Raw genomic sequence first — 19,091 nt, forward strand, 5'->3', positions numbered from 1 at the left:
GGGTCCTGTTGGCTTGCTGGCGTCTGCACGCCCTGGGCGTGCTTCATGGCGGCCGGCGCGGCGCCATGAATGGATGTGGCGGACTTCAAAAATGACCTGGGCTGAAGGAGCGATGTGATGAGTCTTGTGGCGGGTGTGATTGGCCTTGGTGCCATGGGCAGCGGCATGGCGCAATCCTTGCGCCGCGCCGGCTACCTCGTGCATGTGTTTGACGTGCGGCCGGAGGCGGCGCGGGCTTTTGCCGACGGCGGCGGTGTGGCCTGTGCCTCGCTGGCCGAGCTGGCGGCGGCCTGCGACGTGGTGGTGTCGGTGGTGGTCAATGCGGCGCAGACCGAGTCCGTGTTGTATGGCCCCGGTGGTTGTGCGGCGGCCATGAAGCCCGGCAGCGTGTTTGTGATGTGTTCCACGGTGGACGCGAACTGGTCCATGGCCCAGGAAAAACGCCTGGCCGACCTGGGCCTGCTCTACATCGACGCGCCGATCTCCGGCGGCGCCGCCAAAGCCGCCAGCGGCGAGATGACCATGATGACCTCCGGTGCGCCGGCAGCGTATGCCAAGGCCGAACCCGTGCTCAATGCCATGGCCGCCAAGGTCTACAAGCTCGGTGACGCGGCCGGTGCCGGCAGCAAGGTCAAGATCATCAACCAGTTGCTGGCTGGCGTGCATATCGCGGCCGCCGCCGAGGCGATGGCGCTGGGCCTGCGCGAAGGGGTGGACCCGGCCGCACTGTACGAGGTCATCACGCACAGCGCCGGCAACAGCTGGATGTTCGAAAACCGCATGGCCCATGTGCTGGCGGCCGACTACACGCCGCTGTCGGCCGTCGACATTTTTGTGAAGGACCTCGGCATCGTGCTCGACATGGCGCGCGCCAGCAAGTTTCCCTTGCCGCTGTCTTCGACGGCGCACCAGATGTTCATGCAGGCCTCGACGGCCGGTTTTGCGAAAGAGGACGACAGCGCGGTGATCAAGATCTTTCCGGGCATCGAGCTGCCGAAAAAGCCATGAAAAAAATAAGCCTGGGTTGTATCGCTGACGATTTCACCGGCGCGACAGACCTCGCCAACAACTTGGTGCGTGCCGGCATGCGTGTGGTGCAGACGATTGGCGTGCCGTCCGGACCGTTGGGCGCCGAGGTGGACGCCGTGGTGGTTGCGCTCAAATCGCGCACCGTGCCGCCAGCCCAGGCCGTCGCCGAATCGCTGGCGGCATTGGCCTGGCTTCAGGCCCAGGGCGCGCAGCAGATCTATTTCAAGTACTGCTCGACCTTCGACAGCACGGCCCGCGGCAACATCGGTCCGGTGACCGAGGCGCTGATGGACGCGCTGAACACCGGCTTCACCATCGCCACCCCGGCCTTCCCAGACAACCAGCGCACGGTGTTCAAGGGTTACCTGTTTGTGGGCGATGTGCTGCTCAATGAAAGCGGCATGCAGAACCACCCGCTGACACCGATGGCGGACGCGAACCTGGTGCGGGTGCTGCAGTCGCAGACAAAACGGCGTGTCGGCCTGATCGACCACAAGGTGGTGGCGCGCGGCGCGGCGGCGGTGCGCGAGCGCATGGCGCAATTGCAAACCGAAGGTGTGGGGGTGGCGATCGTGGACGCGGTGTCCAACGAGGACCTGCTGCGCCTGGGCCCTGCGCTCAAAGACATGCCACTGGTGACGGCCGGCTCCGGCGTGGCCATCGGCTTGCCCGCCAACTTCGGCATCACGCCCTCGGATCAGGCCAGCCGTTTGCCGGCCGCCAGCGGCCTGCGGGCGGTGGTGTCGGGCAGTTGCTCGCTGGCGACGAATCGGCAGGTGCTGGACTTCATGAAGCAGGGCCATCCGGCGCTGGCGATCGACCCGCTGCGCATCGCCTCGGGCGCCGATGTCGCGGCCGAGGTGCTGGCCTGGGCTCAGCCGCTGCTGGCGCATGGGCCGGTGCTGGTGTATTCGACGGCTGACAGCGGCAACGTGAAGGCCGTGCAGGGCAGGCTCGGGGTGGAAGCCGCCGGCGCCCTGGTCGAAAACACACTGGCCGCGGTGGCGCGCGGCCTGGTGCAGCTGGGCGTGCGCCAGCTGGTGGTGGCCGGCGGTGAAACCTCGGGTGCCTGCGTGCAGGCGCTGGGCATCACGCAGATGCAGATCGGTCCGCAGATCGATCCCGGTGTGCCCTGGTGTCATGCCCTGTGCGAGCTTGCTCCGCAAGAAGGCCTGCACCTGACGCTGAAGTCGGGCAACTTCGGCACCGACGATTTCTTCACCAAAGCCTTTACGATGCGGTCATGACTGCATTCACCGAAAACCAGGCCCGCGAAGAGATCTGCCGCGTTGGCAAAAGCCTGTTCGAGCGCGGTTATGTACATGCCACCGCCGGCAACATCAGCGTGCGGCTCGACGCCTCGGCGGGCGGTGGTTTCCTGATCACGCCGACCGACGCCTGTCTGGGTTTTCTGGACCCGGCGCGGCTGGCCCGGCTGGACGCCGATGCAAAGCAGCTCAGCGGCGACACCGCGAGCAAGACCATCGCGCTGCATGCCGGCATTTACGCGGCGGCCACGGCGTTTGACCCGGCGACGCGCTGCGTGATCCACACCCACAGCACACATTGCGTGGCGCTGAGCCTGCGTGCCACCGGCGCGGAACTGCTGCCGGCGTTCACGCCTTATTTCGTGATGAAGGTCGGCCATGTGCCGGTCATCAGCTACCACCGCCCGGGTGACCCGGCGGCGGCGGCGTTGGTGGCCCAGGCCATCACGCGTTACGGCCGGCAGGGCACGCCGATACGTGCGGTGATGCTGGCGCGGCTGGGGCCCAATGTCTGGCACCACAGCCCGGCGGCGGCCATGGCCGTGCTGGAAGAACTCGAGGAAACCGCTCGACTGCTGTGCCTGTCGGGCGCGGCGCCCGATCCCCTGAGTGCTGCGCAAATCGAGGAGCTGCGGCAGACCTTCGGCGCTCCCTGGTAAGCCGTATTTACAGTCAAATAGGCCTGTAGCCCTTTATCCACCTGCGCAAGCAGCTATCGATTAAATAGCATTTTCAAGACCTCTCCAAAGAACAGCCATGCCTAAATTCGCCGCCAACCTGTCCATGATGTACCCCGAGTTGCCGTTTCTGGACCGCTTCGAGGCGGCCGCGAAAGATGGCTTCAGGGCCGTGGAGTTTCTTTTTCCTTATGCCTTCAGCAAGGATGAACTGGCCGCACGCCTGAGGGGCAACGGCCTGCAGCAGGTGCTGTTCAACGCGCCCCCAGGCGGCACCGATGCGGCATCGATTGCCCACGCCTGGGACCAGGCCGGCGACAAGGGCACGGCCGCCGTGCCCGGTCGTGAGGCGGAATTCCGCGCCGGTGTGTTGCTGGCTCTCGACTACGCCGAGGCGCTGGACTGCCCGCGCATTCACCTCATGGCCGGCCTGGTCGCCGCAGGGCAGGAACGCGGGGACCTGCGGCCGGCCTATGTGGCCAACCTGCGCTGGGCGGCAGCCGAGGCGGCGAAACACGGGCGTGACGTGTTGGTCGAGCCCATCAATACGCGCGATGTGCCGCGTTTCTTTTTGAACCGGCAGGACCATGCGCACGAGATCGTGGCCGAGGTCGGCGCGCCCAACCTCAAGGTGCAGATGGACCTGTACCACTGCCAGATCGTCGAGGGGGATGTGGCCACCAAGATCCGCCACTACCTGCCGACGGGGGCCGTCGGCCATTTCCAGATCGCCGGTGTGCCCGAGCGGCACGAGCCCGACATCGGGGAGCTCAACTACCCGTATCTGTTCGCTGTGATCGACGAGGTGTCCGCGGCCTGCGGCTGGGACGGCTGGACAGGCTGCGAGTACAGGCCGAAAAAGGGCGGCCAGCCCGGTGGCACGTCGGCAGGTCTCGGCTGGCTGCCGCGCTGACCGCTACCGGCGCGGCTTCCCGCTGAAACCTTAAAAACGGATGCCGGCGGGATTGCTCGGCGGGGGTGTCACCGGGGTGGACGGTGCGGCCGGTGTTGCGGGCCGCGCTACCGTGGTGGTGCCCGGTGCGGGCGTGGGCGCCACCGTCACCAGGGGGGTGGCCGGCGCCTGGCGGTAGCTGGCCGGCAGCACTGACGATTTGGGGTAACCCGCCGCGTCGAGGAACTGCGTCCACTCCGCATCCGAGAAACCCTTGAGTTGCTGGCTGCCTATGGTCAGAAAGGGGAGGGAGTTGTCGCCGCTGATGCGCTGCAGCGCCTGCGCGTCTTCGTTTGTCGCAATGGTTTTTTCGGCGAACGGCACGCCCCGGGTGGTCAGCAGGGAACGGGCCGAGGCGCAGGGGCCGCAGTTCTCGCCCGAATACAGCGTGACCGGGTACTGGCCTGCCACCTTGCGCAACTCAAACGGCAGCGAGGCCGTGGCGATGCCGCGGGCACCGTCGGCGCCGGCCGCCGTCACCTTGGCATTGCTTGCGGCCGGCGGCGGCTTGTCGGAAAAGGTGACCTTGCCGTCCGGACCGACGATGCGGTAGACGGGCTGGGCCTGGGAAAGAGAAGAAAATGTGCCGGCAGCCAACGCCACCAGGGCGCCAACTGCTGCAAATTTGATAGCGTGCGAGGTCATACATCACTCCGTTTGAGGTCACTCATGCCATGCCCTGGTGCCGCAGCAGCGCGTCGATGGAAGGCTCGCGGCCACGGAAGGCCTTGAACGATTCCATCGCCGGGCGGCTGCCACCGGCCTCCAGAATGGCCTGGCGATATTTTCTGCCAGTTTCCAGACTAACGGGGCTGGACCCGGCAGCGGCGTCGGTGTTTATACCTGTCGGTGTGGCGCTTTGTGCACTTTCCTCGAAGGCCGCGTAGGCGTCTGCAGAGAGGACTTCGGCCCATTTGTAGCTGTAGTACCCGGCCGCATAACCGCCGGAAAAAATGTGACTGAATGTATGCGCCGTGCGGCTGTAGGGCGGCGGGGTGATCACGGCGTATTCCTCGCGCACGCCGGCCAGCAGCGCCATCACGTCGCCGCCCGGTTGCCACTCGGTATGCAGCAGCATGTCGAACAGCGAAAACTCGATCTGGCGCAGGGTCTGCATGCCGCTCTGGAAGTTTTTGGCCGCCAGCATCCGGTCGAACAGGGCGCGCGGAAGCGGCTCACCGGTGTCCACATGGGCGGTCATGTGTTTGAGCACATCCCATTCCCAGCAGAAGTTTTCCATGAACTGGCTGGGCAGCTCGACCGCGTCCCATTCGACGCCGCTGATGCCCGAGACATCGCGCTCGTTGACCTGGGTCAGCATGTGGTGCAGGCCGTGGCCGAACTCGTGGAACAACGTGGTCACGTCGTCATGGGTCAGCAGGGCGGGCTTGCCGCCCACGCCGTCGGCAAAGTTGCAGACCAGGTGGGCCACCGGGGTTTGCAGCGTGCCGGTGTCGGGGCGCAGCCAGCGGGCGCGCACATCGTCCATCCAGGCGCCGCCGCGTTTGCCGGTGCGCGCCGGGCGGTCCAGGTAAAACTGGCCGACCAGTTGCCCGTCGCGCTCGATGCGGTAAAACTCGACGCCGGGCTTCCACACAGGCGCCGTGTCGGGGCGGATCGTCACCTCGAACAGTGTTTCGACAATCCTGAACAGGCCGCCCAGCACCTTGGGGGCGGTGAAGTACTGCTTGACTTCCTGTTCGCTGAAGGCGTAACGCGCTTCCTTGAGCTTTTCGCCGATCCAGGTGAAGTCCCAGGGCTGCGGGTCTTTCAGGCCCAGCTTTTCCGCGGCAAAGGTGCGCAGATCGGCCACGTCCTTGAGGCCGTAGGGTTTTGCGCGCTGCCCGAGGTCGCGCAGGAAGCTGATGACCTGGTCCGGCGAATCGGCCATCTTGGGGACCACCGAGACCTCGCCGAAATTGCGGTAGCCGAGCAACTGCGCCTCCTCGCGCCGCAGCGCGAGGATTTCCTGCATCACGGCGCTGTTGTCGAAGCGGCTGAACTCCGGCGGCGACTGCTCACTGGCGCGCGTGTTGTAGGCCTTGTACAGGGTTTCGCGCAAGGCGGAACTGTCGGCAAACTGCATGACGGGCAGGTAGCAGGGCATCTTGAGCGTGAGCTTGTAACCCTCCTTGCCCTCGGCTTCGGCCTGTGCGCGCGCCGTCTGGACCACGTCGGCCGGCACACCGGCGAGTTCGTCTTCCCTGGCGTAGTAGGCATAAGCGTCGGTGGCGTCGAGCGCGTTTTCGCTGAATTTCTGGCTCAGTTCGGCCTGGCGCTCCTGGATGGCGGCAAACCGTTCCTTGGCCGCACCTACCAGCTCGGCACCCGAGAGCACGAAGTTGCGCACGGCATTCTTGTGCGCCTGGCGCTGCTCGGGGTTCAGCGATGCCACATCGATGGCCTTGTATTTGGCGTAAAGCCGTTCGTCGGCGCCCAGGCGGGTCCAGAACTCGGTGACGCGGGGCAGGGCGGCGTTGTAGGCGGCGCGTAATTCGGGGGTGTCCGCCACGCTGTTGAGGTGGCTGACCGCGCCCCAGGCCCGGCCCAGGTTTTCGGTGGCCACGTCCAGCACGCCGGCAATGTCTGCCCAGCGTGCCGGAAACTCCGGCGCGGTGACGCGTTCCAGCGCTGTTTCGGCCTGTGCCAGCAACACGTCGACTGCAGGGCCCACATGCTCGGGCGCGATGCGGTCAAACAGGGGAAGGCCGGAAAAATCGAGAAGCGGGTTGGAGGCGGTCAAAGTGGTCATGTCCATCAGTTGTGGGCGCAGGCACCCGATCTAAAGGGGGACGCGCGGGACAAAAGAAGGAAAGTGCCGCGCTGGCCAGGCCAAGGGGCCGGGGGCCGGGCGGATCACGCCGGCGTGTTGGCTCAGCTTCTCAGCCCTGGGCGCGTTTCTTGGCGCTTTGCTGCTTTTTCGGTTTCGCACGTTTGACGGTGCCGCCCGGCGTCAGGCGCTGGTTGCCCAGCACGCGCAGGGTTTTGACTTCGGGACGCTGGCCGTAACGCGCGCTGTTTTTCAGCACCTTGACGTCGCGCGGGCCGGGCATGCGGTCCTCGTTGACCTTTTTTTCCTTTTCAGGCATCGGGCGCCAGAGCACCAGCAGCTTGCCGATGTGCTGGATGGGTGCCGCGCCGAGTTCGTCGGCCAGGGCCTGGAACATGGCTTCGCGTGCGGGCCGGTCGTCCGACTGCACACGCACCTTGATCAGGCCGTGCGCCTTCAGGGCCAGGTCGATTTCCCTTTTGACAGCGGCGGTCAGGCCGTCCGAGCCGACCATCACGACGGGGTCCAGGTGGTGCGCATCGGCGCGGTGGTCTTTGCGCTGGGCAGGGGTAAGTAGTATTTGAGCCATACCCTGATTATCCTAGAAGCCGCCGCTGCCGTTGATTTATCGTTGGGGATGCCGCAGCGCCCGGGATTCGGTAAGAGGACAATACGGGCATGAAAGTAAAAACCCAAAGCAAAAAGGTCAACAAAGCGTGGCTGAATGACCACGTCAACGATACCTACGTCAAGCTGGCCAAAAGAGAGGGTTACCGGGCCCGGGCTGCCTACAAGCTCAAGGAAATCGACGAAATGCTGGGCCTGATCAAGCCCGGCTACTGTGTGGTGGACCTGGGCAGCGTGCCGGGCGCCTGGAGCCAGTACGCGCGCCGCAAGCTCTCGCCATCGGGCGCGGCTGCCGGCGAACTCAACGGGCGCATCATTGCGCTGGACATCCTGCCGATGGACCCGGTCGAGGGGGTGGTGTTCATCCAGGGGGACTTCCGGGAACCGGAGGTGCTCCAGATTCTGGAGCAGACTCTGGCCGCGGACAAAGGCTTTACCAAGGTTGATGTGGTGATTTCCGACATGGCGCCGAACCTGTCGGGCATTGAATCGGCCGACGCCGCCCGCATTGCCCACCTGGTGGAACTGGCGGTGGATTTTTCCGTGCAGCACCTCAAACCCGAGGGCGCGCTGGTCGTCAAGCTGTTCCATGGTGGCGCCTACAGCCCGCTGGTCAAGCTGTTCAAGGAGACCTTCAAGGTGGTCAAACCCATCAAACCCAAGGCTTCGCGTTCGGAGTCGTCGGAAACCTTTCTGGTCGGCATGGGTCTTAAAAACAGGCCGGCCTAAACGGCCTGAACTTGCTGAAACGCAATAAATACCGCAATCCCGCTTCAAACCAAGGGATGTCCCGGGCTTGTTATGCGGCTTTCGCCCTTGAAACGCCTAAAATCAGGCGCATGTGCCTTGTGTACCTCTATCGGAGACATCCTTGAACAATCAGTGGTTTTCAAAAATTGCAATCTGGCTGGTGATCGCCATGGTGCTGTTCACCGTTTTCAAGCAATTTGATACACGCGGTGGCGCCGGTACGAATTACCTTGGCTATTCGGAGTTCCTTGACGAGGTCAAGGGCAAACGCATCAAATCCGCGACCATCGCGGAGGGCCAGGGCGGCACGGAAATCTCGGCCGTCACGACCGATGACCGCCGCATCCGCACCACGGCCACCTACCTGGACCGCGGTCTGGTCGGCGACCTGATCGCCAACGATGTCAAGTTCGATGTCAAGCCGCGTGAAGAAGGCTCGCTCCTGATGACCCTGCTGGTCAGCTGGGGCCCGATGCTGCTGCTGATCGGTGTCTGGGTTTATTTCATGCGGCAGATGCAGGGCGGCGGCAAGGGCGGGGCCTTCAGCTTCGGCAAATCCAAGGCCCGCATGCTCGACGAGTCCACCAATACCGTGACCTTTGCCGACGTTGCCGGTTGCGACGAGGCCAAGGAAGAGGTCAAGGAGGTGGTCGATTTCCTGAAAGACCCGCAAAAATTCCAGAAGCTGGGCGGACGCATTCCGCGCGGCCTGTTGCTGGTCGGCCCCCCGGGCACCGGCAAGACCCTGCTCGCCAAAGGCATTGCCGGCGAAGCCAAGGTCCCGTTTTTCTCGATTTCCGGCTCTGACTTCGTCGAGATGTTCGTCGGTGTGGGCGCGGCCCGTGTGCGCGACATGTTCGACAACGCCAAGAAAAACGCACCCTGCATCATCTTCATCGACGAGATCGACGCCGTCGGCCGCCAGCGTGGCGCAGGCCTGGGCGGCGGCAACGACGAGCGCGAGCAGACCCTGAACCAGATGCTGGTCGAGATGGACGGTTTTGAGACCAATGTCGGCGTGATTGTGGTGGCTGCCACCAACCGGCCCGACATCCTGGATTCCGCCTTGCTGCGCCCCGGCCGTTTTGACCGCCAGGTCTATGTGACGCTGCCCGACATCCGTGGCCGCGAGCAGATCCTCAATGTGCACATGCGCAAGGTGCCGCTCGGCCAGGACGTCAATGCCAGCGTGATTGCCCGCGGCACCCCCGGCATGTCCGGCGCCGACCTGGCCAACCTCTGCAACGAAGCCGCCCTGATGGCCGCACGCCGCAATGCGCGCACCGTGGAAATGCAGGACTTCGAAAAAGCCAAGGACAAGATCCTGATGGGCCCAGAGCGCAAGAGCATGGTCATGCCCGAGTCGGAGCGCAGGAACACGGCCTACCACGAGTCGGGCCACGCCCTGCTCGGCAAGATGCTGCCCAAGTGCGACCCGGTGCACAAGGTCACCATCATTCCGCGCGGCCGTGCGCTGGGCGTCACCATGAGCCTGCCGGCCCAGGACCGCTACAGCTACGACCGCGAGTACATGCTCAGCCAGATCAGCATGCTGTTCGGCGGCCGGATTGCCGAAGAAGTCTTCATGCACCAGATGACCACCGGCGCCAGCAACGACTTCGAACGCGCCACGGCGCTGGCCAGGGACATGGTCACGCGTTACGGCATGAGCGAGGCGCTGGGCCCCATGGTTTACGCCGAGAACGAAGGCGAAGTGTTCCTGGGCCGTTCGGTGACCAAAACCAACAACATGAGCGAGTCGACCTTGAAAAAGGTTGACGAAGAGGTGCGCCGCATCATTGACCAGCAATACGCCCAGGCGCGCACGCTGATCGAGGACAACCAGGACAAGATTCACGCGATGGCCAAGGCCCTGCTGGAGTGGGAGACCATTGACGTCGAACAGCTTGACGACATCATGGCCGGCAAGGAGCCGCGTCCACCGAAAGACTGGACACCGCGCAACCCGTCGGTGGGCGGCAGCGGTGGTCCCAGCGGCGGCACGCCGGCGGTCACGACCGACCCGGCACCCACGGTGGCCTGAGCGCCTCCATCCACATGACAACCGGGGCACGTCCCCGGTTTTTCTTTGGCTCGACAATACCCAATGCTCTGGCAAACCTCGCGCTTTCAAATCGACCTTGACCAGCCCCGCGTGATGGGCATCGTCAACGTCACGCCGGATTCATTCTCGGACGGCGGCAAATACTTCTCGGCGGAAGGCGCGCAGCGGTCCGCGTTTGCGCATTGCGAGCAGCTCGTCAAGGACGGTGCCGGCATGCTGGACATCGGCGGGGAGTCCACCCGTCCCGGCGCGCCGCCGGTGCCGCTGGATGAGGAACTCGCGCGTGTGTTGCCGGTGGTGCGCCATGCGGTGACCCTGGGCGTGCCGGTATCGGTGGATACCTACAAGCCCGAAGTCATGTCCGCCGTGCTGGACCTGGGGGCCGACATCATCAATGACATCTGGGCGCTGCGCCAGCCCGGCGCAGCCGCCGTCGTGGCCGCGCATCCCACGTGTGGTGTTTGCCTGATGCACATGCACCGGGAGCCGCAGACCATGCAGGCTGCGCCCATGGAGGGCGACGTGGTGCCGCAGGTGCTGGCTTTCCTGGCGCAGGCGGCGGCCGAGTTGCGCGCACTGGGCGTTGCTGCGAGCCGAATCACTCTGGATCCGGGCATCGGTTTCGGCAAGACCGTGGCCCAGAATTTCGCCTTGCTGGCGCGCCAGCACGAGCTGCTGGCGGCCGGTTACCCGCTGCTGGCCGGCTGGTCGCGCAAGTCCTCGCTGGCCGCCGTGAGCAGCAGTTCCCTGGCGCAGGTGGCCCAGCTCGACATCATCGACCGCATGGTGCCCAGCGTTACCGCCGCCGTGCTGGCCGTGGACCGCGGTGCGCGGGTGGTGCGTGTGCACGATGTGCGCGAAACCGTGCAGGCCCTGAAGGTCTGGGTGGCTGCCACGGCGCCGCAGCCTACAGGCGGGCAGGTCGGCGCACCGTAGAATTTCCGCTCGCGGCAACATCGAAACAGAACATCCCGGGACATCCATCCATGACAAGAAAATACTTCGGCACCGACGGCATTCGCGGGACTGTGGGCCAGGCGCCCATCACGCCCGATTTTGTGCTGCGCCTGGCGCATGCGGTCGGCCGCGTGCTGAAAAAGACCGAGGCCCGGCCCACCGTGCTGATCGGCAAGGACACCCGCATTTCCGGCTACATGCTCGAGAGTGCGCTGGAGTCGGGCTTTAACTCCGCTGGCGTCGACGTGGTGCTGCTCGGGCCCTTGCCGACGCCGGGCGTGGCCTACCTCACGCGCACGCAGCGCGCCAGCCTGGGTGTGGTGATCAGTGCCAGCCACAACGCCTTTCCCGACAACGGCATCAAGTTTTTCAGCGCCCAGGGCGCCAAGTTGTCGGACGCCTGGGAAGAGGAAGTCGAAGCCGTGGTGGAGCAGGCGCCGGTGTGGGCGGACTCGCCCAACCTCGGCAAGACGCGCCGGCTCGACGACGCCGCCGGCCGCTACATCGAGTTCTGCAAAAGCACCTTTGCCAATGACTTGACGCTCAAGGGCATGAAGATCGTCGTTGATGCGGCGCACGGTGCGGCCTACCAAATTGCACCGGAAGTCTTTCATGAGCTCGGAGCCGAGGTCATCGCCATCGGCTGCGCACCCGACGGCATGAACATCAACCACGAGGTCGGCGCGACCCATCCGGAGGCGCTGATCAAGGCCGTCAAGGCCTATGGGGCGGATTACGGCGTGGCGCTGGACGGTGATGCCGACCGGCTGCAGCTGGTGGACGCCGAAGGCCGTCTTTTCAACGGCGACGAGGTGCTCTACCTGATGGTGGCCGAACGCCTGGCGCGCGGCGAAAAAGTGCCGGGCGCGGTCGGTACCCTGATGACCAACATGGCCGTCGAGGTGGCGCTGAAGGCCCGAGGCGTCGAGTTTGTACGCGCCAAGGTCGGTGACCGCTACGTGCTGGAAGAGCTGGAGAAACACGGCTGGCTGCTCGGCGGCGAAGGCTCCGGCCATCTGCTGGCGCTGGACAAACACAGCACCGGCGACGGCCTGATCAGCGCGCTGCAGGTCTTGCAGGCCTGTGTGCGCAGCGGCAAAAGCCTGGCGCAACTGCTGGCCGACGTCACGCTGTTTCCCCAGACCCTGATCAACGTGCGCTTGCAGCCCGGGCAGGACTGGAAAAGCAGCGCAGCGCTGGCAGACATGAGCCGGACCGTCGAAGCCGAACTCGGCGACAGCGGCCGGCTGCTGATCCGCGCCAGCGGCACCGAGCCGCTGCTGCGCGTCATGGTGGAGGCGCGCGACGCCGCACAGGCCCTGGCCTGTGCCGAGCGCGTGGCGGACACGATCAGGCGTTGACGCCGATTTTTTTGAATCAATAGTGCCTTTGGTCCAGGGTAGCCGGGCGCAGTCAGCTATCAAAATGAGAGCATTTGCTGGGGGTGGCATGGGCGCCGGGCCCATGCTCTCTGGCGCATGGATTCATGACCTGGATCAAGTTTTTCCTCAGGGGATTGCGTAAGCTTGCACATCACCCCTGACGGAGCCTTGAACATGCCGAATCTTGAATGGTCTGACGCACTGGCGCTCGACCTGCCCGCGATGGATGACACCCACCGGGAGTTTGTCGACCTGCTGGCGCAGGTGGAAAACGCCGTAGACCACGCGCTGCTGGACCACTGGCGTGTGCTGGTGGACCACACCGATGAACATTTCAGCCGTGAAGACCGCTGGATGCAGGACACGCGGTTTTCATCGTCCAACTGCCACAGCGTGCAGCATAAGGTCGTGCTGCAGGTCATGCGTGAAGGCCTGATCGGTGGCGAAGCCGGCAATCTGAAAATGCTGCGCGATATGGCGCGCGAACTTGGGCTCTGGTTTCCCCAGCATGCCCAGACCATGGATGCGGCGCTGGCCCTGCACCTGCGCGGCATTGGTTACGACCCGGTCACGGGTGTGGTGGCCATGCCCGCGGCCTTGCCCCGGGACATCATTCACGGTTGCGGCGGCGCCAGTTGCACCGACACCCAGGCGCCCGCAGCCACCGCCCAGGCGGCATGAGCACTGCGCCTGCCGCTGCGGCCGGCGCAATCGGCGTGCCGCGCCACCGCCTGCATGAGGATGTGCAGGCCCTCACCACGGGCACCCTGTTTGTGGCGCTGGGTGTGGTCATGTTTGGTCATGCCGGACTGTTGACGGGCGGCACGGCCGGCATCGCTTTCCTGATTCACTACGCCACTGGCCTGAGTTTCAGCGTCGCGTTTTTTGTGGTGAACCTGCCCTTTTATTTCTTTGCCTGGCGGCGCATGGGGTTGGCCTTCACCCTCAAGACCTTTGCGGCCGTGGGCCTGCTGTCGCTGTTCACCTGGGTCCTGCCGCAGGGGCTGGCCTTCGGGTACCTGTCACCCGCGCTGGCGGCGGTGCTCGGTGGGCTACTCTGCGGCGCGGGCATGCTCATCGTGTTTCGCCACGGCGCCAGCCTGGGCGGGCTGAACATCGTGGTGCTTTACCTGCAGGACCGCCTGGGCTGGCGCGCCGGCAAGGTGCAGATGGCCATGGACGGCCTGATCGTGCTGGGTGCGCTGTGGGTGACCGACTGGCAACGGGTGGCGCTGTCGGTGCTGGGCGCCGTGGTGCTGAACCTCGCCCTGGCCATCAACCACCGGCCCGGCCGCTACATGGCGATGTAGCTGCTTTTCTTCAGGGCCGCACCTCGGCTCCAAGGGCTATTTACCGGCGCGTTTGGCGTCCTGATCCATCTTGCCCATGAACAGCATGAAGAAAAACACGCCCATGCCAATCATGAAGCTAATGCCGATCACGGTCATGATGCCGTAGTCGGTGGAAAACAGGTCAGTCAACAGTTTCATGGTGCTCGCTCCTTGGTAATGCTGCCACTATGGCCTGTCTGCCTGAAACACATACTGATACAGGTCAACAATGTGTGCCTGAACCCGCCCTCCGGGCCGTGGGCCCGTGTGGATCTTCATGATGTTTAGGCCTGCAGCCCAATGAATACCTGCGCTGGGTGCTACTGAAAACGAAGCATGGCCGGATCCGCTCAGGGCGGCGGCTCCGCCTGCCAGCCGCCACCCAGCGACTGGATCAGCGCCACGGCCGTGGTCTGGCGGTCTGCCATGGCCTGCACCAGCGCGCGCCGCGCGCTCAGGGCGGTGGCCTGCGCGGCAATCACTTCGGTGTAGCCGACCTGGCCGCTGCGGTAGCGGTTGAGTACCTGCTGCTCGACCTGGTCGGCCGATGCGGAGGCTTGGCGGCGCAGCTCCTGCTGGGTCATCAGCACGCGTGTGGCGGCCAGCTGGTCCTCGACATCCTGGAAGGCGGCCAGCACGGTTTGCCGGTAACGTGCCACGGTTTGCACATGGGCCGCCTCGCTGCCTTCCACCCGGGCGCCGGTAGCCTCGGCATTGAACAGCACCTGCGCGGCCGACAGGCCCAGCGACCAGGCCATGCTGGACGCGCTGAACAGGTCTGCCACGCGGCTGGCGCCCAGGCCATAGGAGGCACTCAGGGACAGCTTGGGGTAATACGCACTTTTGGCGATGCCGATCTGCTCATTGGCGGCCGCCACGCGGCGTTCGGCCGCGGCGATGTCGGGCCGGCGCTGCAGCAGCGTCGATGGCACACCGACCGGCACCTCGGGCACGGAAGGCTTCCACGCCGCCCGGGCCAGCGAGAAGTTGCCCGGCGCCTCGCCGACCAGCACCGCGATTGCATGCTCCAGCTGCGCGCGCTGCCGCCCCAGGCCGGCATCGTCGGCCTGGGCATTGGCGAGCTGGGTTTGTGCCTGCAGCACATCGGTCTTGCCGACAATGCCGGCGTTGTAGCGGTTCTGCGCAATTTCCAGTGCACGTTGGTAGCCGGTGAGGGTGTCCTCAAGCAGGCCTTTTTGCGCGTCCAGCTGGCGCAGCGAAAAGTAGTTGATGGCCAGCTCGCCTTGTGCCGACAGCTTGGCCGAGGCGAGGTCGGCCGCGCTGGCCTGGGCCCCCGCGCTGGCCCCATCGACCGCGCGGCCGAGACGGCCCCAGACGTCGGGCTCCCAGCTGCCGCCTATGCTGAGCTGGTAGTTGTTGCCGGTGCGCCCGCCCGAGGTGTTTGTCGTGCCTGTGCTGCCGCTGCTGCCGCCACCGCTGCCGGAGCGGGTGGCGCCGCTGCCCAGCGTGACTGCCGGAAAAATGGACGCGCGCTGCTCGCGCACCAGCGCACGCGCCTGCGCGTAGGCGGCGACGGCGGCCGCGACGTTCTGGTTTGACACCTCGACCCGCGCGGCCAGCTGGTCGAGCACCGGGTCGCCGAACAGCGACCACCAGGGGCCGCGTTCCAGCGCATCGGCCGGAGCGGCGGGCACCCAGCCTTCGGCTTCCTTGTAGCTGCCGACCTCTGGCGTGAGCGGCCGCTGGTAAGTGGGGCCAACGGCGCAGCCGCCGAGCAGGACGACAAGCGCGGCGGCGATGGGGTAAAGCGTGAATCTGGATCGCATGGCGGGCCTCATAACAGTTGCAGCGCCGCACCGGGTGGTGGCGCGCTGGCATCATCGGGGTGACGGCTCAGGTGGCGCTCGGACGGGCTGCGGCGGCGCAGCTTGTCGAGCAGGATGTAGACCACCGGCGTGGTCAGCAGCGTCAGCAGCTGGCTGGCAATCAGGCCGCCGATGATGGAGATGCCCAGCGGCCGGCGCAGCTCGGCACCTTCGCCAAAACCAATGGCCAGCGGCAACGCGCCCAGGATGGCGGCCAGCGTGGTCATCAGGATGGGGCGGAAGCGCAGCAGGCAGGCCTCGCGCACCGCTTCCACGGCCGACAGGCCGCGCGAGCGTTCGGCCTCGATCGCGAAGTCGATGATCAGGATGGCGTTTTTCTTGACGATGCCGATCAGCAGAAAGACGCCGATCAGCGCGATGATGGAAAACTCCATCTTGAACAGCATCAGCGCCAGCACCGCACCCACGCCGGCCGAGGGCAGGGTGGACAGCACCGTGATCGGGTGGACCAGGCTTTCGTAGAGGATGCCCAGCACGATGTAGATCACGATCAGCGCCGCCAGGATCAGCAGCGGCTGCTCGTTTTGCGATTGCTGGGCGCTGAGTGCCGTGCCGGCAAAACTGCCGCGCACGTTGTTGGGCAGGCGGATCTCGGCCTCGGCCTGTTTGACGGCGTCCTGGGCCTGGCCGAGCGGAATGCCCTCGGCCAGGTTGAAAGACACCGTGGTCGAAAGCTCGCCGTCTTCGTGGCTGATCGATGCGGCCGTCGGGTTTTCGCTGAAGCTTGCAATCGCCGAGAGCGGCACCATGGTGGTGACCGCTGCGCTCAGCGCCTGGCCCGAGGAGGGGTCGCGCAGCGCCGGGTTGACCACGCTGGTGCTGGTGGCCGGGGCTGCGGCGGCGAGGGTCGTGCCGCTGCCGCCGCGTGCGGGAACATAGATGTCCTTCAGCGATTCCGGGCTCTGGATGTAACGCGGCGCCACGCCCATGATGACCTTGTACTGGTTCAGGTCGGCATAAATCGTGGCGACCTGGCGCTGGCCGAAGCCGTTGTACAGCGCGTTGTCCACATCGCGCGAACTGATGCCCAGCCGCGCCGCGCTGTCCTTGTCCACGGTGACCATGGTCTCCACGCCGTTTTCCTGCTGGTCGGTGTCCACGTCGGTCAGCGCCGGTTGCAGCTTCATCTGCTCGGCCAGGCGTGTCGCCCAGACCTTCAGGTCGGCGGCGTTGTCGCTCTTGAGGGTGTACTGGTAGGTGGAGTTGCTGGCCCGCCCGCCGCCGCGCAGGTCCTGCACCGGGTTCAGAAACAGGGTGATGCCGGTGACCTGCGCCAGTTGCGGGCGCAGCCGCGCGATCACCGCCTGGCCCTTGTCCGTGCGCTGGCTCACCGGCTTGAGGTTGATGAACATGAAGCCGCCGCCGGCGCGCGAACCGCCGGTAAAACCGACCACGGTATCGACCGCCGGGTCGGCCCGGATGATGTCCACCAGCGCCTTGAGCTTGCTCTGCATGGCCTGGAAGGAAATGCTGCGGTCGGCGCGTATGCCGCCGCTGATCTGCCCGCTGTCCTGCTGCGGAAAGTAGCCCTTGGGGATGGCGACGAACAGGTAGACATTGAGCGCAATCACCGCCAGCAGGCTCAGCATCACGATCACGCGGCTGGCCAGCGCCCAGTCGAGGCTGATCTCGTAGCCGCGATGCAGGCGCCTGAACGCCGCCTCGAACCAGCGCGCCATCCGCCCCGGCGGCTTGGTGTGCGCATCGGGTTTGAGCAGCCAGGCGCACATCATGGGGGTGGTGGTCAGCGAGATCAGCAGCGAGATCAGCACCGCCGCCGACAGCGTGACCGCAAACTCGCGGAACAGCCGGCCGGTTTGTCCGCCCATGAACAGCAGGGGAATGAACACCGCGACCAGCGACAGGCTGATGGACAGCACGGTAAAACCCACTTCTTTGGCGCCGAGCAGGGCAGCCTGGAAACGGTCCATGCCGGCTTCAATGTGCCGGCTGGTGTTTTCCAGCACCACGATGGCGTCGTCCACCACAAAACCGGTGGCGACGGTGAGCGCCATCAGGCTCAGGTTGTTCAGGCTGAAGCCCAGGAAATACATCACGCCGAAGGTGCCGAGCAGCGAGACCACGGTGGCCACGGCCGGAATCAGGGTGGCGCGCGCGCTGCGCAAAAACGCGCTGACCACCAGCACCACCAGCGCGATCGAGATCAGCAGCGTGATCTCGATCTCCTTGAGCGAGGCGCGGATCGAGTTGGTGCGGTCCGAGGCGACCTGCAGCACCACGTCCTGGGGCAGCTGGGCCTGCAGCTCGGGCAGCAGGGCGCGCACGCCGTCCACCGTGGCGATCACGTTGGCATCGGGCTGGCGCGTGACCAGCACGATCACGGCCGGCTCGCCATTGAACAGGCCCAGGGTGTTGATGTTTTCCACACCATCGACCACCTCGGCCACGTCGCTCAGGCGGATCGCCGCATTGTTGCGCCAGGCCACCACCAGGTCGCGGTAGTCGGCCGCCTTGCGCCCGCCGCTGGCCGTGCTGGCGCCCGAATAGATTTGCAGCCGCTGGCCGTTGCCTTCAATCGCGCCCTTGGGCCGGTTCGCGTTGGACGCCTGCAGGGCGGCGCGCACGTCTTCCATGCTGACGCCGTAGCGGTTCAGCGCAAACGGCAGCAGGTCCACCCGCACGGCCGGCAGGGAGCCGCCGCCGAGCTCGACGTCGCCGACGCCCGGCACCTGGGCAATTTTCTGCTGCACGAGGTTGGAGACTTCGTCGTAGATCTGGCCGGGCGAACGGGTCTTGGAGGTCAGCGCCAGGATGATGACCGGCGCCGCGGCCGGGTTCGCCTTGCGGTAGGTCGGGTTGCTGCGCAAGGTGGCGGGCAGGTCGGCGCGTGAGGCATTGATGGCGGCCTGCACCTCGCGCGCCGCGGCGTCAATCTTGCGGTTCAGGTCGAACTGCAGGCTGATGCGGGTCGAGCCCGTGCCGCTGCTGGACGTCATTTCGTTGACCCCCGCAATCGTGCCCAGGCGCCTCTCCAGCGGTGTCGCCACACTGCTGGCCATGGTGGACGGGCTGGCGCCGGGCAGCGAAGCATTGACCGAGATGGTCGGGAAGTCCACCTGCGGCAGTGGTGAGACCGGCAACACGAAGAACGCTCCTATGCCTGCCAAGGCCAGGCCTATGGTCAGGAGGACTGTGGCTACCGGGCGGCGGACGAAGGGTTCGGAGAGGTTCACTTCCTTGCCTCCGGCGGTCGCGTGATGGTCGTTCGCTGTGTCGGGCGTGCTCGGCGAGCCTGTTGGCCGGGGGTTGCCCGGCGGCAAGTAACTTTCTTTTGCGTCGCCAAAAGAAAGTCACCAAAGAAAAGGCGACCCGACAGTCTGGGTCCCTCCGCTTCGCTACGGGCAACCTGCGGTGCTCGGCAAAAGCGGGGTCTCGCTCGAACTCGCCTTCGGCTCAGACAATCGCGAGCCCTGAT

16 protein-coding genes are annotated in these 19,091 nt (G+C 65.5%); 10 read left to right on the forward strand and 6 right to left on the reverse strand.

Going from position 1 to position 19,091, the window contains the following annotated elements; translation table 11 throughout:
* Positions 1-117 precede the first annotated feature (117 nt).
* The 4 genes from ltnD to otnI all read left to right on the forward strand — a co-directional run bounded on the left by ltnD (position 118) and on the right by otnI (position 3,887).
* The gene (gene ltnD / locus PSV40_RS00785; protein WP_300533148.1) at positions 118-1,008 is read left to right on the forward strand and encodes an L-threonate dehydrogenase; all 891 of its coding nucleotides are present in this window, start codon (positions 118-120) and stop codon (positions 1,006-1,008) included.
* Positions 1,005-2,276, forward strand: a complete 1,272-nt coding sequence (gene otnK / locus PSV40_RS00790) for a 3-oxo-tetronate kinase (protein WP_300533150.1) — start codon at positions 1,005-1,007, stop codon at positions 2,274-2,276. Before ltnD ends, otnK begins: the two co-directional genes overlap by 4 nt.
* Positions 2,273-2,956: an aldolase gene (locus PSV40_RS00795; protein WP_300533152.1), complete on the forward strand. Its 684-nt coding sequence runs from the start codon at positions 2,273-2,275 to the stop codon at positions 2,954-2,956. The genes otnK and PSV40_RS00795 overlap by 4 nt, the downstream gene beginning before the upstream one ends.
* 97 nt (positions 2,957-3,053) lie before the next feature.
* Entirely contained in the window at positions 3,054-3,887 is an 834-nt protein-coding gene (gene otnI, locus PSV40_RS00800; RefSeq protein ID WP_300533154.1) for a 2-oxo-tetronate isomerase, read from the forward strand.
* 30 nt (positions 3,888-3,917) lie between these two features.
* On the opposite strand, the gene PSV40_RS00805 is transcribed toward otnI, so the two are convergent.
* From PSV40_RS00805 to PSV40_RS00815, 3 genes are all read right to left on the reverse strand, one after another.
* Complete coding sequence (locus PSV40_RS00805) at positions 3,918-4,571, reverse strand: glutaredoxin domain-containing protein (protein ID WP_300533156.1); 654 nt, start codon at positions 4,569-4,571, stop codon at positions 3,918-3,920.
* A gap of 22 nt (positions 4,572-4,593) precedes the next feature.
* Positions 4,594-6,678 carry a M3 family metallopeptidase gene (locus PSV40_RS00810; protein WP_300533158.1) on the reverse strand — a complete coding sequence of 695 codons (2,085 nt, stop codon included), beginning with the start codon at positions 6,676-6,678 and terminating at the stop codon, positions 4,594-4,596.
* Between the two features lie 130 nt (positions 6,679-6,808).
* The gene (locus PSV40_RS00815) at positions 6,809-7,285 is read right to left on the reverse strand and encodes a YhbY family RNA-binding protein (RefSeq protein ID WP_293595209.1); all 477 of its coding nucleotides are present in this window, start codon (positions 7,283-7,285) and stop codon (positions 6,809-6,811) included.
* A gap of 89 nt (positions 7,286-7,374) precedes the next feature.
* Here PSV40_RS00815 and PSV40_RS00820 point away from each other — a divergent pair, with 89 nt between their 5' ends.
* The 6 genes from PSV40_RS00820 (at position 7,375) to PSV40_RS00845 (ending at position 13,787) form a co-directional block, all read left to right on the forward strand.
* On the forward strand, positions 7,375-8,052 hold the full coding sequence (locus PSV40_RS00820) for an RlmE family RNA methyltransferase (protein WP_300533160.1): 678 nt from the start codon (positions 7,375-7,377) through the stop codon (positions 8,050-8,052).
* Between the two features lie 142 nt (positions 8,053-8,194).
* Positions 8,195-10,117, forward strand: a complete 1,923-nt coding sequence (gene ftsH / locus PSV40_RS00825) for an ATP-dependent zinc metalloprotease FtsH (RefSeq protein ID WP_300533161.1) — start codon at positions 8,195-8,197, stop codon at positions 10,115-10,117.
* A 63-nt stretch (positions 10,118-10,180) separates the two neighbouring features.
* Complete coding sequence (gene folP, locus PSV40_RS00830; protein ID WP_300533163.1) at positions 10,181-11,074, forward strand: dihydropteroate synthase; 894 nt, start codon at positions 10,181-10,183, stop codon at positions 11,072-11,074.
* A gap of 50 nt (positions 11,075-11,124) precedes the next feature.
* A complete protein-coding gene (gene glmM / locus PSV40_RS00835; RefSeq protein WP_300533165.1) occupies positions 11,125-12,456 on the forward strand; it encodes a phosphoglucosamine mutase in 1,332 nt (443 codons plus the stop codon).
* A 195-nt stretch (positions 12,457-12,651) separates the two neighbouring features.
* Positions 12,652-13,158, forward strand: a complete 507-nt coding sequence (locus PSV40_RS00840; RefSeq protein ID WP_300533167.1) for a hemerythrin domain-containing protein — start codon at positions 12,652-12,654, stop codon at positions 13,156-13,158.
* Entirely contained in the window at positions 13,155-13,787 is a 633-nt protein-coding gene (locus tag PSV40_RS00845) for a YitT family protein (RefSeq protein ID WP_300533168.1), read from the forward strand. The genes PSV40_RS00840 and PSV40_RS00845 overlap by 4 nt, the downstream gene beginning before the upstream one ends.
* 36 nt (positions 13,788-13,823) lie before the next feature.
* Here the strand turns inward: PSV40_RS00845 and PSV40_RS00850 are convergent, their stop codons facing one another.
* From PSV40_RS00850 to PSV40_RS00860, 3 genes are all read right to left on the reverse strand, one after another.
* Positions 13,824-13,967 (reverse strand): DUF3149 domain-containing protein, encoded by a 144-nt coding sequence (locus PSV40_RS00850; RefSeq protein WP_300533170.1) that lies wholly within the window; start codon positions 13,965-13,967, stop codon positions 13,824-13,826.
* Between the two features lie 191 nt (positions 13,968-14,158).
* Positions 14,159-15,595 (reverse strand): efflux transporter outer membrane subunit, encoded by a 1,437-nt coding sequence (locus PSV40_RS00855; RefSeq protein ID WP_300533172.1) that lies wholly within the window; start codon positions 15,593-15,595, stop codon positions 14,159-14,161.
* An 8-nt stretch (positions 15,596-15,603) separates the two neighbouring features.
* The gene (locus PSV40_RS00860; RefSeq protein ID WP_300533174.1) at positions 15,604-18,849 is read right to left on the reverse strand and encodes an efflux RND transporter permease subunit; all 3,246 of its coding nucleotides are present in this window, start codon (positions 18,847-18,849) and stop codon (positions 15,604-15,606) included.
* Between the last annotated feature and the right edge of the window lie 242 nt (positions 18,850-19,091).

It is taken from the genome of Polaromonas sp. (genome assembly GCF_029945925.1).
Classification (GTDB): domain Bacteria; phylum Pseudomonadota; class Gammaproteobacteria; order Burkholderiales; family Burkholderiaceae_C; genus Polaromonas.

Bases quoted from the DNA above. Each gene is read 5' to 3' on its own strand.
- ltnD (WP_300533148.1), top strand. From the start codon at position 118: ATGAGTCTTGTGGCGGGTGTGATTGGCCTTGGTGCCATGGGCAGCGGC.
- otnK (WP_300533150.1), top strand. From the start codon at position 1,005: ATGAAAAAAATAAGCCTGGGTTGTATCGCTGACGATTTCACCGGCGCG.
- PSV40_RS00795 (WP_300533152.1), top strand. From the start codon at position 2,273: ATGACTGCATTCACCGAAAACCAGGCCCGCGAAGAGATCTGCCGCGTT.
- otnI (WP_300533154.1), top strand. From the start codon at position 3,054: ATGCCTAAATTCGCCGCCAACCTGTCCATGATGTACCCCGAGTTGCCG.
- PSV40_RS00805 (WP_300533156.1), bottom strand. From the start codon at position 4,571: ATGACCTCGCACGCTATCAAATTTGCAGCAGTTGGCGCCCTGGTGGCG.
- PSV40_RS00810 (WP_300533158.1), bottom strand. From the start codon at position 6,678: ATGACCACTTTGACCGCCTCCAACCCGCTTCTCGATTTTTCCGGCCTT.
- PSV40_RS00815 (WP_293595209.1), bottom strand. From the start codon at position 7,285: ATGGCTCAAATACTACTTACCCCTGCCCAGCGCAAAGACCACCGCGCC.
- PSV40_RS00820 (WP_300533160.1), top strand. From the start codon at position 7,375: ATGAAAGTAAAAACCCAAAGCAAAAAGGTCAACAAAGCGTGGCTGAAT.
- folP (WP_300533163.1), top strand. From the start codon at position 10,181: ATGCTCTGGCAAACCTCGCGCTTTCAAATCGACCTTGACCAGCCCCGC.
- glmM (WP_300533165.1), top strand. From the start codon at position 11,125: ATGACAAGAAAATACTTCGGCACCGACGGCATTCGCGGGACTGTGGGC.
- PSV40_RS00840 (WP_300533167.1), top strand. From the start codon at position 12,652: ATGCCGAATCTTGAATGGTCTGACGCACTGGCGCTCGACCTGCCCGCG.
- PSV40_RS00845 (WP_300533168.1), top strand. From the start codon at position 13,155: ATGAGCACTGCGCCTGCCGCTGCGGCCGGCGCAATCGGCGTGCCGCGC.
- PSV40_RS00850 (WP_300533170.1), bottom strand. From the start codon at position 13,967: ATGAAACTGTTGACTGACCTGTTTTCCACCGACTACGGCATCATGACC.
- PSV40_RS00855 (WP_300533172.1), bottom strand. From the start codon at position 15,595: ATGCGATCCAGATTCACGCTTTACCCCATCGCCGCCGCGCTTGTCGTC.